Origin of the sequence: Pseudomonas sp. PB103, assembly GCF_009764635.1 — a bacterium.
Lineage (GTDB): Bacteria > Pseudomonadota > Gammaproteobacteria > Pseudomonadales > Pseudomonadaceae > Aquipseudomonas.
This window is the reverse complement of record NZ_RWIL01000130.1, coordinates 58,343-76,458: the sequence shown is the minus strand read 5'-3', so window position 1 is coordinate 76,458 and position 18,116 is coordinate 58,343. Positions and strand designations below refer to the sequence as shown.

At 60.5% G+C, this 18,116-nt stretch carries 19 protein-coding genes; 6 read left to right on the top strand and 13 right to left on the bottom strand.

The features are described 5' to 3' along the window. Positions 1–3: 3 nt before the first annotated feature. On the top strand, positions 4–222 hold the full coding sequence (locus EJA70_RS24130; protein ID WP_158834051.1) for a cbb3-type cytochrome c oxidase subunit 3: 219 nt from the start codon (positions 4–6) through the stop codon (positions 220–222). Between the two features lie 148 nt (positions 223–370). On the opposite strand, the gene EJA70_RS24125 is transcribed toward EJA70_RS24130, so the two are convergent. Then, positions 371–862 carry a hypothetical protein gene (locus EJA70_RS24125; RefSeq protein ID WP_158834049.1) on the bottom strand — a complete coding sequence of 164 codons (492 nt, stop codon included), beginning with the start codon at positions 860–862 and terminating at the stop codon, positions 371–373. A 211-nt stretch (positions 863–1,073) separates the two neighbouring features. Here EJA70_RS24125 and EJA70_RS24120 point away from each other — a divergent pair, with 211 nt between their 5' ends. The 4 genes from EJA70_RS24120 to EJA70_RS24105 all read left to right on the top strand — a co-directional run bounded on the left by EJA70_RS24120 (position 1,074) and on the right by EJA70_RS24105 (position 4,765). After that, positions 1,074–2,462, top strand: coding sequence for a hypothetical protein (locus EJA70_RS24120; RefSeq protein ID WP_158834047.1), 1,389 nt, complete (start codon positions 1,074–1,076; stop codon positions 2,460–2,462). Positions 2,463–2,536: 74 nt separating this feature from the next. Then, on the top strand, positions 2,537–3,505 hold the full coding sequence (locus EJA70_RS24115; protein WP_158834045.1) for a halovibrin HvnC: 969 nt from the start codon (positions 2,537–2,539) through the stop codon (positions 3,503–3,505). Then, a complete protein-coding gene (locus EJA70_RS24110) occupies positions 3,502–3,957 on the top strand; it encodes a DUF2599 domain-containing protein (RefSeq protein ID WP_158834043.1) in 456 nt (151 codons plus the stop codon). Before EJA70_RS24115 ends, EJA70_RS24110 begins: the two co-directional genes overlap by 4 nt. A gap of 115 nt (positions 3,958–4,072) precedes the next feature. Beyond that, complete coding sequence (locus EJA70_RS24105) at positions 4,073–4,765, top strand: aspartate/glutamate racemase family protein (protein WP_158834041.1); 693 nt, start codon at positions 4,073–4,075, stop codon at positions 4,763–4,765. Position 4,766: 1 nt separating this feature from the next. On the opposite strand, the gene EJA70_RS24100 is transcribed toward EJA70_RS24105, so the two are convergent. Further along, positions 4,767–5,285 (bottom strand): GNAT family N-acetyltransferase, encoded by a 519-nt coding sequence (locus EJA70_RS24100; protein ID WP_158834039.1) that lies wholly within the window; start codon positions 5,283–5,285, stop codon positions 4,767–4,769. 244 nt (positions 5,286–5,529) lie between these two features. Here EJA70_RS24100 and EJA70_RS24095 point away from each other — a divergent pair, with 244 nt between their 5' ends. Then, positions 5,530–6,321 (top strand): hypothetical protein, encoded by a 792-nt coding sequence (locus EJA70_RS24095; protein WP_158834037.1) that lies wholly within the window; start codon positions 5,530–5,532, stop codon positions 6,319–6,321. Positions 6,322–6,364: 43 nt separating this feature from the next. On the opposite strand, the gene EJA70_RS24090 is transcribed toward EJA70_RS24095, so the two are convergent. The 11 genes from EJA70_RS24090 to EJA70_RS24040 form a co-directional block, all read right to left on the bottom strand. Beyond that, positions 6,365–7,345, bottom strand: a complete 981-nt coding sequence (locus EJA70_RS24090) for a LysR family transcriptional regulator (RefSeq protein ID WP_158834035.1) — start codon at positions 7,343–7,345, stop codon at positions 6,365–6,367. Positions 7,346–7,507: 162 nt separating this feature from the next. Beyond that, positions 7,508–8,455, bottom strand: a complete 948-nt coding sequence (locus EJA70_RS24085) for a peptidylprolyl isomerase (protein WP_158834033.1) — start codon at positions 8,453–8,455, stop codon at positions 7,508–7,510. Then, positions 8,452–8,922, bottom strand: coding sequence for a YbjN domain-containing protein (locus tag EJA70_RS24080; RefSeq protein ID WP_008081531.1), 471 nt, complete (start codon positions 8,920–8,922; stop codon positions 8,452–8,454). Before EJA70_RS24080 ends, EJA70_RS24085 begins: the two co-directional genes overlap by 4 nt. A gap of 30 nt (positions 8,923–8,952) precedes the next feature. Beyond that, positions 8,953–9,582 (bottom strand): DNA repair protein, encoded by a 630-nt coding sequence (locus EJA70_RS24075; protein WP_158834031.1) that lies wholly within the window; start codon positions 9,580–9,582, stop codon positions 8,953–8,955. A 17-nt stretch (positions 9,583–9,599) separates the two neighbouring features. After that, complete coding sequence (locus EJA70_RS24070; protein ID WP_158834030.1) at positions 9,600–11,303, bottom strand: putative porin; 1,704 nt, start codon at positions 11,301–11,303, stop codon at positions 9,600–9,602. A gap of 52 nt (positions 11,304–11,355) precedes the next feature. Further along, positions 11,356–12,060, bottom strand: coding sequence for an energy transducer TonB (locus tag EJA70_RS24065; RefSeq protein WP_158834028.1), 705 nt, complete (start codon positions 12,058–12,060; stop codon positions 11,356–11,358). A 3-nt stretch (positions 12,061–12,063) separates the two neighbouring features. Then, the gene (locus tag EJA70_RS24060; RefSeq protein WP_007915482.1) at positions 12,064–12,489 is read right to left on the bottom strand and encodes a biopolymer transporter ExbD; all 426 of its coding nucleotides are present in this window, start codon (positions 12,487–12,489) and stop codon (positions 12,064–12,066) included. Between the two features lie 11 nt (positions 12,490–12,500). Then, on the bottom strand, positions 12,501–14,297 hold the full coding sequence (locus tag EJA70_RS24055; RefSeq protein ID WP_158834026.1) for a DUF2341 domain-containing protein: 1,797 nt from the start codon (positions 14,295–14,297) through the stop codon (positions 12,501–12,503). Between the two features lie 14 nt (positions 14,298–14,311). Further along, positions 14,312–15,910 (bottom strand): ShlB/FhaC/HecB family hemolysin secretion/activation protein, encoded by a 1,599-nt coding sequence (locus EJA70_RS24050; protein ID WP_158834024.1) that lies wholly within the window; start codon positions 15,908–15,910, stop codon positions 14,312–14,314. Positions 15,911–15,966: 56 nt separating this feature from the next. Further along, a complete protein-coding gene (locus EJA70_RS31430; protein ID WP_007915478.1) occupies positions 15,967–16,578 on the bottom strand; it encodes a transposase in 612 nt (203 codons plus the stop codon). A gap of 282 nt (positions 16,579–16,860) precedes the next feature. Next, positions 16,861–18,069, bottom strand: coding sequence for a DSD1 family PLP-dependent enzyme (locus EJA70_RS24040; RefSeq protein WP_178116974.1), 1,209 nt, complete (start codon positions 18,067–18,069; stop codon positions 16,861–16,863). Positions 18,070–18,116 lie beyond the last annotated feature (47 nt).

Sequence of the window (18,116 nt, the reverse complement as noted above, 5' to 3'; positions counted from 1 at the left end):
GTGATGGAGATTTTCTTTGATGTGTTGGGCGTGGTGTTTCTGTGGCTGGCGGTGGAGTACTGCTTGCGCCGGGAGACCTCGGACAGTCTGGATGAGGCGAGCATGGTGCCGTTTGCCGATGACCCGGAAGTGGCACGACGGGTTGAGCGGGCCACTGGTAAAACCGTGAAAGCGGTGGCGCCAGAGGTGGCCAAACCCGGCTGGATCAACCTCGACATGTAATTCCCCCCTGTAGGAGCTGCCGCAGGCTGCGATCGATCGTTCCCACGCTCTGCGTGGGAATGCAGCCGAGGACGCTCTGCGTCCCAAGATCAAAAGATCGCAGCCTGCGGCAGCTCCTACAGGTTTGCGTGCAAATTCAGGTTCTGACTCAGTTGCGGTCGCGCGGGATCAGGCTTTGCAATTGCTGCGCGAGGAAGTTCGCGTCAAACACAAACGTGTCGGGGTCTTTCAGCCCGTTGGTCTTGCGCCACTGCCACTGACCGTCCGCCAACCCCACCAGCGAAATACTGCCGTACCGCGCCGCGGTCAGGCCCATCACCGCCAGGGAGATCTGGCCCGCACTGCCCATCACATCGGGCACAAACTCCACCGGTTTGCCGGCAATCACGATGCTCAGCTTTTCGGTCTTGAAGGTCGAGGTTTCCACCGGCGTGCTCGGTCCGAAGGCGACATAGGCTTCACGGCTCACTTCCAGCAGATGAGGCGCCTGCACCGGTTCCAGCCATTGCTGAATCTGCGCAAACAGCTCAGCAATCCGCGCTGCCCACGTCGCCGACTGGGTCTCGAACAATTGTTTTTTGTGCGCTTCGCTTTCGGCGTAGTGACGAAGCATCTCGCCCAGTTGTTGTACGTCATTCATTGGAACGATCCTCGGGGAGCTTGCGAAGCTTGATAGTGGCAGATCGAGGGACGCCCGTACGTTAATCCTGCAAACGCCATTGTTCCCGGCAATGGCTCGCAGCGACGAACGGTATGGATTTCGGCACCTCCCCTGTCAGATCTGACAGTAGGCACAAAGCGCCACAGCGGATTAGATGACTGCTCAACGGCAGATAACGGGAGCGGGTGACATGGCAGGCGCAAATGGCGGTAAACCACGGTCGGACATTTTCCCCCCGAAAATCCCCGGTTCGATTCCATCAATCATCCATCCGGATAATCCAGACGTTGGCATTCCGCTTTCGCTGGATAATGACGGCAAAATCGTTCTGGTGATCGAGCCCTGGTCATCCCAGGCCCAGAATGACAACGCGGAAGTGTTACTTAACGGCTCCAATACGGCGGATGCCAGCAAAGTCATCGGGGCAGGTGAAGAGAACAAATCATTCCCTCTGGATCTTCAAACCACCAAGCTCGCGAACGGCATCAACCTGATGCGCTTGCGCGTGACAAGACCCCCGCAACAACCCGAAACCTCTCTCGACCTGAAAATTCTCTTCCACACACCGCGCCCTGGCAGCGAAGTGACAGGTTCCGGCGATAACCCAAACCTGATCATGACACTACCGGCCGATGTGGTCGCCAGTGGGGTCAATGCCGATCGCGCCAGTCAGGGCGTGGATGTCACACTGCAATACATTCATATGCGCCTGGGCGATGTCATTACGCTCTACCTTGACGGCAAACCCGGCGACAAAAAACACACCGTGACCGCTGCCGAAACCGCTGCCCAGCAAATCGTCATCACACTGACCACCGCTGAATTCTGGCAGGACAATCCTCGGTTCGCATTGCGCTTCAGGGTGACGGACGTCCTTGGCAACTCCTCAGGTCCGGATGCCATCTGGTCGCCGACAACCCACATCGACGTCCACGTCAAACGCGTCGACCTCGACCTGACCGCCCCGAAAGTGCTGGAAGCCAAGGACGCAAATGGCACGGCCATCAATTTCGAGCGCGATTTCTATCGAGAGGATTTCGCCACTGTCGAGGTTGCGTACACCGGCTCCAACACCGGGCAAAGCGTCAAAGCCATATTCGCCGGTCGTAATTTCAGATGGATCAGTGATGCCCAGACAGTCAACACGCCTGGACAAATCCTGACCTTCAAAGTGCCGCGACTGGAAGTGGTCGACAGCATCCGCAGCAATGCAAAGGTTTCGTATACGGTTCAGTTGCCAGGTACCACCACCGACGTCCCTTCCAAAGTGCTCGATCTTCGAATCACAGCGCAAAAACACGCCCTCCCGGAACCGACTCTGAACGCTGCCAAGACCAATCTGCGAATTAATTACCCAGCACTTGAAGCCACTTACAAATACCGGATCGCGCTGCACGGTGTCACGACCCGTTATGGCGACGAAACGTACATCGGGCAGGCGAATTACACCGATGTTGCGGTTCCGTCGGCGTGGCTCACGGAGAACCGGGGGAAGGACGTGTTGTTCAACTACACGCTGAAACGGGTGGGCAGCACTGATCCCATCATTTTTTCGTGGTGCCTGCGAGTCACGCTGTAACGGTACTCGACAACGCGTAAATCGCTCACTGAAAGTCTCTGAAAACATTGTCCCGCCACGACAAGGAATTCGTCATGCGTAAAATATTCGGTTTACTGGTAATCGCTTTATTGGCCGGGTGCGTACAGACCGCGAACCAACCGCCCGAGATCGTCAGCACCCGCGACATTCAAGTCCTCGATGGCGCCGCTGTCGCGACAGAGCTCACCCGGCTTTACGGGCTGACATCCGCCAACTGCAATGGCATTGATTCGCGACCAGCCTTTCTCTGTTCAGGCGTGACTCTGAGGGTCACCGAGAAAGACCCGGCCCAGAAGTACAAGGTCTGGGATCCCAGCCCCACCTCTGTGAAAAGTGGCGGCGTGTCCTTTTCCTATCTGCGCAAGGATGCCAACTTCGAGCGCCTGGCATGGGGGAACAATAACGGCTATATCATCTTTCCGATCTTCGGCGCCCCCAAGGAAAAATACGATCTCGACTACCTGTGCGCTTATCCATATGACGCCTGGACAACAACCCGCAACACCAGTGCCGTCTGCGTTGCTCACCCTGACTACCCCACCCAGAGCCGACTTTGCCAAAACGCTGGCGTAACCACCGCAGAGCAATGGTATGCGGTCTGGTCGATACCCGGTGGCAACCCCAATCAGCGTCAATGCGCCTTCGACGTCAGTGATGGTCGCAATCACCTGGCAGCGCCAGCCTTCTATCAATCCATACGCGCCAGAGGCCTGGCAGGCGTCAGTGGCGTCAATGAACACAACGAACTGCTGGTCAAGACCTGGTGCGATCCGACCTCGACCGATCCGAAAAAATCATGCACACAGAGTGCCCCCCCGAACCAGTTTCCGCTCATGGCCTTCTTCTATGTCTACGGTGGGGACAACAAAGGCCTGGCCGACGCCCAATACAACCAGAAGGATTTTCATAATTCGACCAACCCGAAAATCGTCGTGCCGATCATCCGTCTGACCCCCTCTGCCGCGAATACCGGCACCGCCACGTTCACCTACGATGCAGCCGATCAGGCAGTGACGCAATGAGCCGCTCCAGCACGTTTGCAAATGGCCTGATGTACGCGGCGGCAAGCACCGGTTTGATCATGGGGCTCGGTTCAGTTGCACAGGCGCAAGCGCTGACAACGGCCTCCGACCGCACCTCGATCACCGTTGTGCGCTGCGATAGATACATTCAAAGCGCCAAGTGGGTTTACCGGGACCACCAATGGTCGTTTGCGATTACACCGACGCCCTGCGGCCGTGAAACCCAACCCGACTCGACACCGTTTCTGTGGGATGAACTGACGCGCGACTACTCCAACAGCCGCTATTGGGCCAACACCCATGGCATGCGCCATCAGGTGATTTGCCATCTGGCGATCGCTCGCGACAAACCGCAATGGTTTATCGAGCCGGGTCGTCCGGATGTCGGCTATGACAAAACCTTGGCAGCAGGTTGCAACCACACGGAGCCGCTGCCGGAGCCCGCACCATGACACTTGGGTAAAAGATCAGCGATACAGTTGATTGGCGCTGGCAACACGCCTTGAACACATGGACACTGCGGGCAGGCCCGGACATACCCGCCGGGTCATTGCCCGAGGAGTTTCAATGCGTACCATCGGCCTGATCGGCGGCATGAGCTGGGAGTCCAGCGCTGAATACTATCGACTGATCAATCAGCAAGTGCGCGACCGCCTCGGGCCACTGCGCTCTGCACAGCTATTGATGTACAGCGTCGACTTCGGCCCGGTCGAACAAGCCCAGCACGCCGGGCGCTGGGACGATGCCGCAGCGATTCTGGTGGACGCCGCCCGCAGGCTGCAAGCAGGCGGTGCGGAGTGCGTGGTGCTGTGTACCAACACCATGCACAAGGTCGCGGAACAGATTCAGGCGGCGATCGCCATTCCGTTTCTGCACATTGCCGAACCGGCCGCCCAAGCGGCGCTGGATATCGAAGCACGGACCGTCGGCCTGCTGGGGACTGCATTCACCATGGAGCAGGACTTCCTCAAGCAGCGCTTGATTGCCCAGGGTTTGACCGTGCTGACACCGGACGACGCCCAGCGCAAGGACGTGCACCGGATCATTTATGAAGAACTTTGCGTGGGCGTCATCAGCGAGACATCGCGCCAGACCTACCGGCAGGTGATTGAATCGCTGACCGCGCGCGGTGCTCAAGCGATCATTCTCGGCTGCACGGAAATCGGCCTGCTGATCAAACCCGAACACAGCGCTGTGCCCCTGCTCGACACCACCGAACTGCATGCGCAGTCGGCGGTGGCGTTCGGCTTGGGCGACTGATTCAGGCTTTGGCGACGTGGCGCAGGCGGGCCATGCTCAAGGTGTCCACCCATTGCCCGTCGCGCACCGCGTAGTCACGGAACAGCCCCTCGGTCTCGAAGCCGAATTTACGGTAGAGACCGATCGCCGCCTCGTTATCGGCGTACACCGACAGTTCGACGCGGTGCAGATTCATCCAGTTGTCGGCCACCTCCAGCGCCGCCGCCAGCAACCGGGAACCGACCCCTTTGCGCTGCCATGCCACGGCGACACCCATGCCGATACTGCCGGCGTGGCTGCGCCGAATCCGTGAATAGTTTTCCAGCCCGAGATTGCCAATCACCACGCCCTGATGCAGCGCCACCAGTTGCACCACTCGCTCATTGTCCGGCATCACGCGTTTGCGCCAGACCTCGGTGGACTGAAACGGCATTTGCAGCACCTGCCGGGTCACGAACGGGTCGTTGTACAGCGCAGTGATGCCCTCGACGTGGCTTTCGTTGAAACGCTCGATATGAATGGCGGCGGTGTGCTCAGGCATGGCAGGTCCTTCCGTGGTCGCTGTATGGCCAACCACTCTAAACCGTAACCTCAAACCCGCACAAACGGCAGGTGCTACCGAAGGCTGCGATAGTTTGATCCGACTTCTAAAAAATCAAGACTCTCATCTCAAAACAGTTCACTGCCGGGCACAAACTCGCCCCACCTGTCAGACCTGACAGGTGCATTCCCTCGCAAAAAACGCTTTGATAAGTCCTGCCGCGCAAACACAGGAGCGTCTTTCAGTGAGCACATCCAATACGTTTGTCGTCACCATTTTTTACCCGCCAAAGGTCAAGGGCCATACCACTCCCGTCAAAGGCGCACATATCGGTGTGCCGCTGAACGCCTACGACTTGGTCAGTGATGGCAAAGGTGCCGAGGTCAAGGTCGATCCGCCGTTGTCAGGCACACTCAAATCAGGTGATGTCATGACCCTGTGGCTGCAAGGGGAAGCCGCCTTGCTAAGCGCACAAACGGTTGAGAACCCGGACGCTTGTATTTTTCTGCGTATTCCCACCGGTCGGTTACAGCCTGACCGGATAAACGAGCTGTATTACACGGTCGAGCGCAAGCGCCAGCACATCGGCACTTCCGAACCTGCATTGAGGGTTCTTTACAACGCCATCCGCCCAGGCCTGAAACATCAAACGCTCTACCCGGGCGGACACTCCGAACTGGCCCTGGTGCTTCCCGACGCCATCAAAAACGGCGTCGGCGCAGATTTCGTCAGCGCGCCGATCCGCGTGTCCTACCCCTACTGCCGCGCCTATGACCGCATCAGCCTGAAATGCAACGATGAACACCTCAACGTCAGCGTGAGCAAAGACGAAGCGCCGCAGCCGCCGAACCCCGGCTCGGCAGTGCCTACGAGTATTTTTCTGACTGTCGAGCGCGCGTTTCTCGACAAGGCCAGGCGTGTGGATCGCAAACTCAGCTTCTCCTTCACCGTCACCGATCAACTGGGTAATGGTCCAGACCCCGATACGCCGTGGTCGGCCGTGCAGACGGTCGACGAAAACCTCGGCGGCCACTGATTGCCAGGTGACTGACGCCGGCGTCGGACAACCACGACCGGCTTCAGGCCTGAAACCATTCCCGGCGCTCGTTGAAGGTGTGGTGGATCAACTCGATCAGGGTTTGCACCTCGGGTACCCGCTCGGATTCGGCATTCACCGCCAGCCATGCCTGTAACTGCATGGGTTCGTCGAACAGGCCCGGCAACGCCACCAGTCCCCGATCAAAGCGACTCATGTAGGTCGGCAGTAAACCGATGCACGCGCTGCAGCGGATCATTTCCAGCATCAGCTCGTAGGATTGCATTTGCACCACGCCGGCCAGCCGTTGTTCAACCAGCGTATTCCAGGGGCGAAAGCTGTCGATCTGTCGATCATGTTGCCATTGCACCAGCATGAAATCGGCCAGATCGTCGGTAGTGTCCGGGCGCGCGGTGACGCGGGAGTAGCGTTTGGCGATGTGCGGCAGATAGTCCAGGCGCGCCAGGCGTTGCGCCGCGCCCGTCGCGAAGGTCGGGCCGGGATGCGGGGTTTCACCGTGGGCCAGCCAGAGCACGACGTCGGCACTGACCGCGCGCAAGGACAACTCGCTGTCCAGCGCAATGATGTCCAGACGCACACTGGCGTTGCGGCGCAGCAAAGCGATCAGATCACGGCCGAGGATGTCATGCAGGATCGATTCGGCAACGGCCAGGCGAATCAGCGGTTGTTCGACCACCGGCAATGTGCGCTCGTGGGCCAACGCCACCAGTCTGGCCTGCAATTGCTGACCTTCGCGGGTCAGGCTCAGGGCACTGCCCTGAAAGCTGAACAACGAGTGCTGCAGGTCTTGTTCGAGCTGCGCCAGTTGTTTGCGCAGCAGGGTCGAACGCACGTTGAGGCTGCGCGCCGCCTGCATGAAGCAGCCGCAGCGGGCGCTGACCAGAAAATATTGCGCAATCTCGGCATTGATCGTTGCGGCATGCTCCAGCCAGCAATCGCCTTTGTCCTGCGCCCAACGATACTCGGCGCTGCCCTGTCGTCCTGCGGGTTCGGTGAATGACATCGATGACTCCCTGTCGATCTTTGTATTTTTTGGATGTCCACACATCCCCATGTGGGAGCTGGCTTGCCAGCGATGAGGTCGGCACATCCAACTTCACTTGTGCCTGACACTCCGCCATCGCTGGCAAGCCAGCTCCCACAGGGGGATGCTGTGATGGCGAAATCAGCGTTTTGCCTCGAGGACTTTGTTGAGTTCGGCGCCGTCGATGCTCAGCGTGGCGGTGTTGAGCATGCCGTCCAGGTAGGCCTGGGCGATCTGCTCCTGACGCTGCCCGCGCAGAGCCTGGGTCAGTTGATCGCGCAATTCATCAAGGCTCGCCGTGCGCGCCGGTTGTTGCTCGGTGAGTTTGATCACGTGAAACCCGGCAGCGCTTTGCACGGGATCGGAAACGGCGCCGACCTTGAGCCGAGCAACGACGCCACGTACTTCCGGCACCAGTTGTTGCAACGGCTGCAAACCGCTATCACCGCCGCGTTCAGCGGTCACTCGATCCTGCGAATATTCAGTCGCCAGTGCAGCAAATTCCGCCGGCGTCGCCTGAGCTTTTTTGCTCAACTCCGTAGCCTGTTTGCGCACCGCTTCCAGCGCTTGCGGATCGCTCACCCCGAGGAAAATCTGACTGACCCGGTACAACGCCGGGGTCTGCCAATTCGTTTTGCCGGCGTCATAGGCCTGCTGCAATTCAGCCGCACTCGGGTAGTCCTTGGGCACTTCGCTGACCGAGCGCAAGTAATCACGAAAGACGATCTGCTCGGTGGCTGCCCGGGTCTGCCGCGCCACATCCGGACGCTGTGCCCAGCCTTGCGCATCGGCCTGTTCCAGCACCGCTTTCTCGGCCAGACGCGTGCGAATCCAGCGTTCCAGCGCTTCACGATTACCGCGCAATTGCTCGCGGGTTTCCGGTGGAACTGTCGCCAGCAATGCCTGCAATTCCTCAGGCGACACCTGCTGATTACCCAAACGCGCCACCGCTGGCCCCGTAGCAACCGCCGCCAGTGGCGACGATTGCTGCGCGGCGACCGGGTCACTGCCCGGTCGCACCACCAGCACCACGGCCACCACCAACAGCGCCACCGCAGCGGCGCTGATCACCATGGCAGGCTTTTTCACAGCGCGACTTCCTCTTGCTCGGCGACGGCGACTTTCGCGGTTTGCGCCGTACCGGCCTGAGTGAAATCACGCAGATAAACGATGAACTCCTGCAACAGGCGATCCCACAGTTCCAGATTGCCGCGCAGGTGATCGTTGCTCACACCTGCGGCCACCACCACGTCCATTTCCATCACCAGAAACTCGCCCTGCAACGACAACCGCGCGAAACGGCGCGTGGCGTTCCACTGCTCGGCCACTCCCTTGGGCAACTCACCCTGTACGCGCAGTGCACAGCTGAAGGTGAAATCGACGTAGCTGCCCTGCTCCACCGCCGGATTGCCGAAACGCACGGCGTAACCAATGCCCTGGCTGGCGCTGAGCAACTGGACGATGCCGTTCTGCTCGGTTTCGTTGACGCGATAGCCGGCGGCTTGCAGGACTTCGGTCAGGGATTTTGGCGATACGTGGGTGATCAATTGAGTCATCGTTTCTTCCTTGTTTATCCGTCTTTTAAATCAGTGCGAGAGCGCGGCTTGCGGCGCGTCGAATTGAGTCTTGTAAAGGTCATCACCGAACCCCTGGGCCAGTTCATCGAACTTGACCCGGGCGCTGCCCGCGAAGGGCTGGCGGATCTTCATCACCTCGGCCACATCGATGTTTTCGTAGGCGGTGAGGATCTGTTTGGCGACGCCGTACATCTGCTGATTCTTGACTGAACATTGCTGCACTTGTGTGTCACGTTCAGTCAATTGCGCTTGAAGCTTAGACCGTTCTGCCTCTTTGGCACGGGCCATGACCAACAGCTCGCCATAAGCCTTTTTGAACTTGCCGGTCTGCTCGGCGCTGGCCGCCACTTGCGCCTGCGCCTGGCTGTGCAGGCTCTGTTGCTGCCCGGCGAGTTGCTCGGCGACGCCTTTGGCCTTGGCCAGTTCGGCGGTCAATTGCTTGATCTGCGCCTGCGCCGCCTTGACCTCGTTCTGCGCAGCCAGCTGCGCGGCGCTGGCCTGGGCCTGCTGGCTTTGCAGGGCCTGTAACTGCTGGGCGGTGCTGCGCAACTGAGTGCGCAAGCGCTCTTCCATGCCTTCGGCACTCGCCCCGGTGGCGATCAACAACCCAAGCCCAAGCGATAACAAACGCGTTTTCATAACCCTCTCCCGGCGCCTTAGAAGCGCGTGTTGAGCTCAAGCTGCAAGACGTCGATGTCGAACGGCGCGCCGTACACCGCTTCGGTGCTCATCCAGCGACCCGTCGCATAAACGTTCTTCGCCAGACCGTAGTTGCCGCCGATGAAATAGCCCTTGGCGTTGGTGCCGCCGAGGTGGAACGACGAGTCGTTGAAACCGTCCGGCAAGGCATCCGGCTGGATGTATTTGTAGCCGGCGAACATGTTCCAGTCGCCCTGCTTCTTCAGCTCCAGCGCACTGCCGAGGGTGAACTGCACCATCCACGCATTGGCGCCGCTTTCGATGTTGCCGTTGCTGTCGAGGTTGTTGACGATCTGCCCGGCGGAACGCTTGCGCATCTCGCCTTCGTCGTAGCTGAGGTTGTGAATGTAGTTGCCCTGGCTGCGCAGCTTGAAGTCTTGCGGCAGGTCGGCGTCCCACACCACGTTGAGATCAAGCAGGTTGAATTCGGAGGCCAGGCCGACGTATTGCGGTTGCGGCGTGGTGCTCGGGTTGAGCGGGTTCGGGGTGATATCACGCAGCAGGAACACGCTGTTGCCCTTCTGCATGAACGCTGTGCGGCTGCCATCGCTGTCGCAACCCGGCGCGCCGGCCCACGGTTCGCAAGGGCTGGAGCGTTCGCCCTGAATGTCGTCGAAACGGTAGTAAGCCAGTGCGCCCTTCAGGCGGTTGTTGCTGTTGATCGCCCACTTGGCGCCGACTTGCGCACCGTACAGCCACTTGTTGTCGCTCTCTTCCTTGTCGAAACCGTTGCTGCTGGTGGTGTCGTTGGTGTAGTCCACCGGGAACGCGCCGACGGTGCCGAACACGCCCCAATCGCGGTTGAGCTTGTGGTCGAAAATCGCCGCCACGCCGTCGAAATTCAAGTCGTTGGAATAGAGCATGTCGGTGGACATGAACGGGTTGGCGAAGCGCCCGCCGGTCAAGGTCAGCTCATCCGTCGGCTTCCAGTTGAGGTAACCCTGATCGAGCCAGATGTCTTTCTTGGCGAAACCACCGCCGAGGCTTTGCGTGGTCGATACCGGGTTGTTGTCCGAGCCGGTGCCGATGCGAATACCGGCGGTCCATTCCGGCGTGATCACCGCTTTCATGCCCAGCCGTGCGCGGATGCGGAACTGATTGGTGCGGTCTTCGCGGGTGTTGAGCAGCGGCGGCAGGCTGGTGCTGCTGTTGGGGTTTACGTCGTACGGGCCGTTGTTGTTGAGTTTGGCGAAGTCGACGATCTCGTTGCTGTTGTTATCCGAGTAGTAGCGCGATTCGTCACGCAGGCGAATGTCGCCGTCGAAACTGATGCGCGCCGCCCATTCCGGGAAAGTGTTGGGCGCTGCCCAGTTTTCCTGTTTGGCGGTGGCCATGACTTCGGCCTTGACCTGATCGCGGATCTGGTCGCGCACTGCGGCCGGCACGTATTGCACACGCACATCGCCCGGCGCCGCCACCGGGCCGGCGGCTACGGCGGTGGATGCCGCAGCCTGTTTGGCTTGCGCGGCTTCGTTCTGCGCCTGAGCGATCAGTGCGTCGGCCTTGTCCTGTTTCAAAATGCCCTGCTCGACCAGCAAGCGGATCAGATTGATCGTGGCGTTCTCCGAGGGCGCGGGCGCACGCGCTGCCGCCGCCTGACCGACCAGGGTCGCGATGACCATGCCGACCGCCAGGGACAATCGATTCACGTTGGAAATCATCTGCACACAACTCCTTTTGGCAAAGCTTGAAGGCTTGGCAATAAATAATCGGTTAACCCGGACGCCGCCCTTGCAGGGACAGGCGCACAGGCAAAGTGATGGAGGCCGGGGGCCGTTCGCTCAGGGCCGGGGCACCGCGTAGCGCGGCCAGCACCTGCGTATCAATCTCGGGATTGCCACTGGACTTGATCAGTTCGACGCGGGTGATCTCGCCGACGCTGCTCAGCCACACATCGGCCTGCAACGAAAACGCGAGGTTGCGCAGCTCGGGGTTCTCGCGCAGCAAACGCTGGAAGGTGAACGCCAGAAACTGGCTGTACGTCCCCGTGCCCAAACGTCCGCCGCCGGTACCGGCCATGCCGCCACCCTTGCCCGCGCCGATGTTGAAAGCGTCGTTGCCGGACTGAGCGTCACCGTCCATTTGCATCGGGTTGGCCAGATCGTCCGCCGGTGATGGCGGGGCTTCTTCTTCGGGCTTCACCTCTTCTGGCTCGGGTGTCGGTTCCGGCTCGACGACTTTTTCTTCCACCGGGGTTTCCGGCTCCGGCGGTTTCTCCGGCGGCGGAGGTGGTGGTGGCGGCAACGGAATGATCGTCGGCACCTTGGGCGCTTCGCGGCGGATGCCGCTCATGTCATTCGCCCACTGCCACAGGAACCACGCGGCAATCCCAGCGATGACCAACCCGGCGGCCCATTTCACGTAGCGCAACCCAGGTTTTTTCACCGGCAGCGGCTCGATCGGGAGTTGTGCAGTCATGACTCAGCCCTGACTCGGTTTGCCGGTCACAAGACCGACCTGGGACAGTTCGAGCCGGCGCAACAGGTCCAGCACTTCGATGACTTTCTGGTATTGCACCGTCGCGTCGCCGCGCACGATCACCGGGAAGTCCGGGCTTTGCGCCTTCTCGATGCGCAGGCGTTCTTCCAGCTCGGCCAGGGTCACCGGGTAAGCGTCGAGGAACACCTGGCCGCCGTCGTTGACCGAAATCGCCTTGGTCTTGGCCTCGGACAGCGACACCGAAGCGCTGGCCTTGGGTAAGTTGATCTGAATCCCGGAAACCTGCGCGGTGGCGGTGAGGATGAACATCACCAGTACCACCATCAGCACGTCGACCAGCGGGGTAATGTTGATGCTGTCCACCGCGGCATCTTCGTCATCGTCGTGGGAGGCATTTACGGACGCCATGTCAGTGCTCCTCAGGCCGGTACGGAATGGTTGGCGTGATGGCCGCGATGCGACGCCTCACTGAACTGGCTCTCGCCGTGCATCTCCGCCAGCCGGGTGATGAACTCGTCGACGAACACGCGCATGTCGGCGCTGACTTCCTTGTTGCGGGTGATCAGGCGGTTGTAGCCAAACAGCGCCGGGATCGCGACGAACAGACCCATGGCGGTGGCGAGCAACGCGGCAGCCATGCCCGGCGCGATGGCGTTGATGTTGACGTCGCCGGCCATCGCGGTGCCGAGGAACACCACCATGATCCCCAGCACGGTGCCGAGCAGGCCGATGTACGGGCCACCGGCGATGGCGTTGGACAGGGTCGAAAGCTTCGAGCTGAGTTGCTGGTTTTCGCGGGTACGCACGCCGTCCATCGAGCAGCGGATCGCTTCGATGGTCGCTGCGGAAACCGACGAGGTATCAGCGCCCTGCTCGCGGCGGGTGCGGATCTCTTTGACGGCCACCAGGTACAGGCGCCACAGCGACGAATGCTGCAGGCGCTGGGCGAGTTGCGCGTCGTCGGCGAACATCTCCAGACGTGTGCCGACCTTGGCGAATTGCACGCGGAAGTCTTCGTTGGCGGCGGACACGCGGCTGAGGCTGCGGTTCTTGCGCAGCATGATGATCCACGACTGGAACATCATCAGCACCAGCACGGCGATGATCACCCAGGCGTCGATGGGCACGGCGTTGAGCAGGAAACCGAGGCTGCCGAAACCGAAACCGGACTGCTCTTCGTCGACACCGTAAGCGACCAGTTTCGACTCGGCGCCTTGCGAGGTAGCGTCGGCCAGCAACAGCGGCGCCGGACGGGCGACTTTCGACAAGCGCAGTTCGTCGATCGCGCCCACGAACGGCTGGAATGGCCCTTCGTGCAGATCGGCGCCGATGGCCATGACCGAGTTGAAGGCCGGCATCGCCTGAGCGAGGGTCGCGCCCTCGCGGCCATTGATGTACAGGGTGACTTTGGCGCCTTCCGCAGTCAGCGCAACGTGTTGCCATTGGCCGGGATTCAGCGCTTGGGTGGCGACGGCACGTTGGCCATCGATTTCTATAAACGGCACACCTTGGTTCGCACCGATCAGCAGGCTGTTGGCGCCTTCACGACGGGCGAGAATCAGTTGCTCGCCATTGGCCTGATCCAGTCGCAGCCAGGCACTGAAGGTGAACGCACTGCCAGCGTTGTGTTGCAGCGAAGGGCTGGCCGGCAACAACAACGGCTGACCGCTGAACTGCAACGCGCGCCCTACTACACCGTCAATCGCCGCGCCGGTCGCACTTTGCGCCGTGTTGCCATAGGCGGTGGTGTCTTTGGCCGGGGTGCCGGTGGCGCCGTCGAAGTGATAAAGCGCGGTGTAATTGGGGTCGAAGGTCAGTTGGCCGTTGCCGGTCGCCGGAGCCTTTTGATTGCCGTAATACATCCAGATGTCCTGGCGCTGACCGCCCTCGGCATTCGGCACATCGACCCAGATCAGCGCCATGCCCATCAGCGCGTCGAAGCTTTCGATCTGATGATTGAGCACGGTCTTGTCATCGGCGGCGACGAAGCGCAGGTCCGAGCCGTCCTCTTTCACGCCGTCAAAGGTGAAGTTGCCGGTGTGCAGGCGCACCAACAGCGCGGTACGGCCGAGGGCCTGATTGATCGCCGCGCCTTGTGGCGTGGTGTCGACGGCAATCTGTTTGCGGTAGTGCCAGTCGTCCTGCCACCAGGCCTGAGCCGTGGCCGGGAGCACGAAGCCCAGGCAGATCAACAACGAAAGGAAGAGGCGCTGCATGAACGTGCTCCTTGTCAGAAAGTGGCTTGAAGGTTGAAGTGCAGGCGCGATTCCTGTTTCGAGGTGTTCGGCCCTTCGAGTAGCGGGTAGCCCCAGTCGAGGCTGCCGGACAGCCATTTGCTCAGGCTGGCGCGGGTGCCGAGGCCGACGCTGGCCAAGGCATAACTGGCGTCCTGATCCGGCAGCTCGTCGCGCAGGTACAGTTGCGCGCCTTCGGCAAAGGCGTAGAAACGCCAGTCCTGCATCCATGTGCCGGCGTACTTGGCCAGTGATGGCGTGCGCACTTCCTGGCTGAGCAGCAAACCGTCATCGCCAGTGCGTTCGGCAGCCAGATAGCCGCGTACTGAAGTGGCGCCACCGGCGGAGAATTGTTCGTTGGAAACCAACGGCCCGGAGGCGAGCTGGAACGCGGCTTTGCTTGCGCTCTGCCAGTCGCTGTCGAAGGTCCAGGTGTAATTGGTGTCGCCCTTGAGCACGGCGAAGCTCGGTTTGGCGCGATAGCGTTTGTAGTCGAAGTCTTCGTCGGAGCTGCCGTAGCCGAAGATGCTGCGGGTGGCGGCGACCAGGCTCAGACCGAGGCCGAGCTGGCTCTTCTCGGTGTAGCGGTAGCCGTTGTAGGCGAAGGTGAACGGCGCGTATTGCAGTGGGACTTTGTCGCTTTCGCCGGAGAGGGTCAGGCGTTCGTCGAAGTCCTTGAAGTCGATGCCGGCCGACAGCGAATTCGACCAGTTGCCGCTCGACGGCAGCGTATAAATTGCCGACACGCCGTAGCTGTGGCCCTTGCCGAGTACGTTGCTGCCGCCGATGGTGGCGACGTTGCTGTCGGACTGGTAACCAGAGAACTGCACGCTCCAGCGATCGGTCAGCGGCGCACTGTAGGAGCCCGACCAGACCTTGGCGTTGTCGGTTTCCTGTGGCGCGGTGAAGAACGTCAGGTTGACGCTGTGGCCGAGTTGCCAAAGGTTGTTGTAGCCGAGGCTGGTGACGGTGCGCAGCTTTTCCGTGTCGGCGCTGTAATCGTTGTTGAGGCCGACGCTGGCGGTCCACGGGTTCTGGTCTTCGACCTGCAGATCGACGTCCATGGTGCCGGGGCGCTGACCTTCGCGCACCAGCGGCATGACTTGCCGGCCCGGGGTTTTATTGAGCTGCGCCAGTTCACCCTGAACCTTGGCAAAGTCCGGCACCTCACCCTCTTTCAGCGCCGGGACGTCGTCGCGAATGTCCAGCGGCGAATAGTGTTTGGCGCCGACCACACGCACGCGGCCGACCTTGGTTTCGCTGACTTGCAGGTAAACGATGCCGTCGGCGACGGCTTGCTCCGGCAGCTCGACGAACACCGATTGGTAGCCGCGCTCCTGATAGGCTTTTTGCAACGCGTCGCGCGCGCCTTCGATATCCGTGAGGGCTTTTTGCGGACCGAGAAACGGGTACACCGCCTCTTCGATCGCCCGCGCATCGAGCACGGTATTGCCGCGCACGAAGTATTCGTTGACGTCGACCAGACGCTGCGGCGCCGCTTGCCCGGCGGCCTCTTCGGCCAGCGCCGGCTGCGCGCCCGCCGTCACCAGCAGCCAGCCCCACAGCGCCAGCCGTGACTTGAAAATCGGTTCCACACTACCCCCTGAATTCGCGATGACCTGTTGGCGCTTCGAGCGCCGTGTGTATGGCGTCAATTGCTGGCTGTCGAGGCGCAGGCGTGTTTGCCCAGCCACGTGTGCAAAAGCGCGAAGTTCAGCGAGAACTCGGGCATTTGCAGCAACGCGCCACAGAACACTTCGCCGATGATTTTTTGGATGAGCAGCACCGCGCGCGGCTCGTTGAGCAGCGTGGCGATGTCGCGACTGAGGGCGTTGAAGCTCCAGACTTTCTGGTTCAGGCCAAGCCCGACGAACCAGCGGAACAACAGGTTGTAATTGAGCTGTTCATACAGTTGTTGCTCGCTGGGAACCGAATACAGCAGTTGCAGAAGCAGGATGTGCATGACCGTTTGCGCGGGGATCAGCATGCCGGGTTCGGCATTGAGGTCGTGCAGGAGCTCGCGGTGGGCGTCGAGCAAGTCGTCGATCTGTGGGCGCAGCAACACCAGCGAATGGCCCGGCGGAATGTAGCTGGAGACCTCTTTCAAGGCGCCCTGCCAGTCATCCTGCGAGACGATCCAGACCCACGGCGCGCCGTAGCGATACACCGAAACCGGCTTCTTGCGCGCGGCTTCGACGATCTTCGACAGCCGTTGATCGAGTTCCTGCATGCCCACTTTCGAGTAGCGTTCCATAGTCCCCATTGCCTCACTCCCGGCGTCCCGCCTCGGCTTGTGAAAAGCGCCCCGTTGGGCTCCTCAAGCGCGTTACATAGGCATGACCGGACTGGCGATGTGCTACCGAACTTTTGTCATAAAAGCTTCATTACCGAATTTGGCAATGAGGTGGGACAGACACCGATAACCCTGTGGGAGCTGGCTTGCCAGCGATGGCGTCATGTCAGCAACCCTTTACTTCGCCTGACAGACCGCTATCGCTGGCAAGCCAGCTCCCACAGGTTTTTGCGGTGTTTGGGGGATTTTGGGTCAGGCGTAAACGGGCCAGGTGTCGACGATTTTGCCGTTGCGCACCGCCAGCAGGTCGCCGAATTGCAGGAGCACGGCTTCGGTCTGGGTCGGGCGCAGGAAGACTTGATCTTCTATCGTCAGGCCGACAGCGCTGGAGCCATTGACCATCTCTTGATTGGAGCTGCGGCCGTAGACGCCATTGCTTTGCAGACCGGCTGGCGATTCGAATTCGGCCATCCAGTTGCCGCCGTAGATGAAGAAGGTCTGGCGCTGGTTGGCGTCCCACCACGAGAACAGCTTGGACTTGTCATCCAGCGCCGGGATGTTCACCGCGCCGGTGCTTTTCAGCACGGGCGTGGCGATGTAGGTCGCTGGCACGTGCTCGGTCAGCGACGGCAAATCATAGTGCGTCGGTTTGAGCATTGCCGTGCCCACCGACACTTCCGTGCTGAGTTTTTCGTTTTCGTGAATGCGGTAACTCGGGCTGCCGGCGGTATTCAGGCACAAGCCGTCATGCCACAACGCGGGAAACTGCTGGCGGGTGAAATCGACGCAACGTTGATAAATCACCATGACCTTGGCGAACAGTTCCTCGGGCGAACCGAGAATGCCCGGCACGCCCATGCCCACGAACGGGTCGTAACCCATGAATCCGGCGAATTCCAGATGCTGTGGATTGGCGCTGATCAACGTGAGCATCTGCCCCAGCCTATTCAAGTCGCTGACGCCGCCGCGATGCAGGCCGACGTCCAGCTCGATGTTGATGCGCATCCGCGTGCCCAAGCCCTGCGCGAGTTGCAGGTATTGCTGCAAACGTTCGGGTCCGTCGAGCAACCATTGCAGTTGCTTCGCGGGATCGAACGGGCCTTTGTGGGATTGATAAAACAGCTCTGCCGAACGCACCGGCAACGGCTTGCCGAGCAGAATGTCGGACTGGGGGAACGTGACAGCATCGTGATTAAGAAATGGCTGATGGAACGACATCAGCTTCTGCGTCCCGGCACGTTGCGCGATGTAGCTCAACAACCCAGGCGATGGCAGTGACTTCTCCACCAACCGTAACTGTTTGCCGCCACGCTTGACCGATTGCATCACCACATCGATGTTGTGATCGAGGCGATCCAGATCAATCAGCAGCACCGGACGCATCGGACCTTTACCCTTCAACTCATTGTTCAGCGCACGAAAATAATCGTCGTACGGCGCGCCGCGATCCCCCGGTCGCAGCCATGCGCCAACGCCGGCCAACAACGCGCCAACCCCCAACGTGCCGA

Excerpts from the sequence above, each read along its gene's own strand:
- EJA70_RS24105 (WP_158834041.1), top strand. The coding sequence starts at position 4,073 with ATGCGTACCATCGGCCTGATCGGCGGCATGAGCTGGGAGTCCAGCGCT.
- EJA70_RS24080 (WP_008081531.1), bottom strand. The coding sequence starts at position 8,922 with ATGACTCAATTGATCACCCACGTATCGCCAAAATCCCTGACCGAAGTC.
- EJA70_RS24130 (WP_158834051.1), top strand. The coding sequence starts at position 4 with ATGGAGATTTTCTTTGATGTGTTGGGCGTGGTGTTTCTGTGGCTGGCG.
- EJA70_RS31430 (WP_007915478.1), bottom strand. The coding sequence starts at position 16,578 with ATGGGGACTATGGAACGCTACTCGAAAGTGGGCATGCAGGAACTCGAT.
- EJA70_RS24120 (WP_158834047.1), top strand. The coding sequence starts at position 1,074 with ATGGCAGGCGCAAATGGCGGTAAACCACGGTCGGACATTTTCCCCCCG.
- EJA70_RS24115 (WP_158834045.1), top strand. The coding sequence starts at position 2,537 with ATGCGTAAAATATTCGGTTTACTGGTAATCGCTTTATTGGCCGGGTGC.
- EJA70_RS24055 (WP_158834026.1), bottom strand. The coding sequence starts at position 14,297 with ATGCAGCGCCTCTTCCTTTCGTTGTTGATCTGCCTGGGCTTCGTGCTC.
- EJA70_RS24060 (WP_007915482.1), bottom strand. The coding sequence starts at position 12,489 with ATGGCGTCCGTAAATGCCTCCCACGACGATGACGAAGATGCCGCGGTG.
- EJA70_RS24065 (WP_158834028.1), bottom strand. The coding sequence starts at position 12,060 with ATGACTGCACAACTCCCGATCGAGCCGCTGCCGGTGAAAAAACCTGGG.
- EJA70_RS24070 (WP_158834030.1), bottom strand. The coding sequence starts at position 11,303 with ATGATTTCCAACGTGAATCGATTGTCCCTGGCGGTCGGCATGGTCATC.
- EJA70_RS24090 (WP_158834035.1), bottom strand. The coding sequence starts at position 7,345 with ATGTCATTCACCGAACCCGCAGGACGACAGGGCAGCGCCGAGTATCGT.
- EJA70_RS24075 (WP_158834031.1), bottom strand. The coding sequence starts at position 9,582 with ATGAAAACGCGTTTGTTATCGCTTGGGCTTGGGTTGTTGATCGCCACC.
- EJA70_RS24125 (WP_158834049.1), bottom strand. The coding sequence starts at position 862 with ATGAATGACGTACAACAACTGGGCGAGATGCTTCGTCACTACGCCGAA.
- EJA70_RS24110 (WP_158834043.1), top strand. The coding sequence starts at position 3,502 with ATGAGCCGCTCCAGCACGTTTGCAAATGGCCTGATGTACGCGGCGGCA.
- EJA70_RS24100 (WP_158834039.1), bottom strand. The coding sequence starts at position 5,285 with ATGCCTGAGCACACCGCCGCCATTCATATCGAGCGTTTCAACGAAAGC.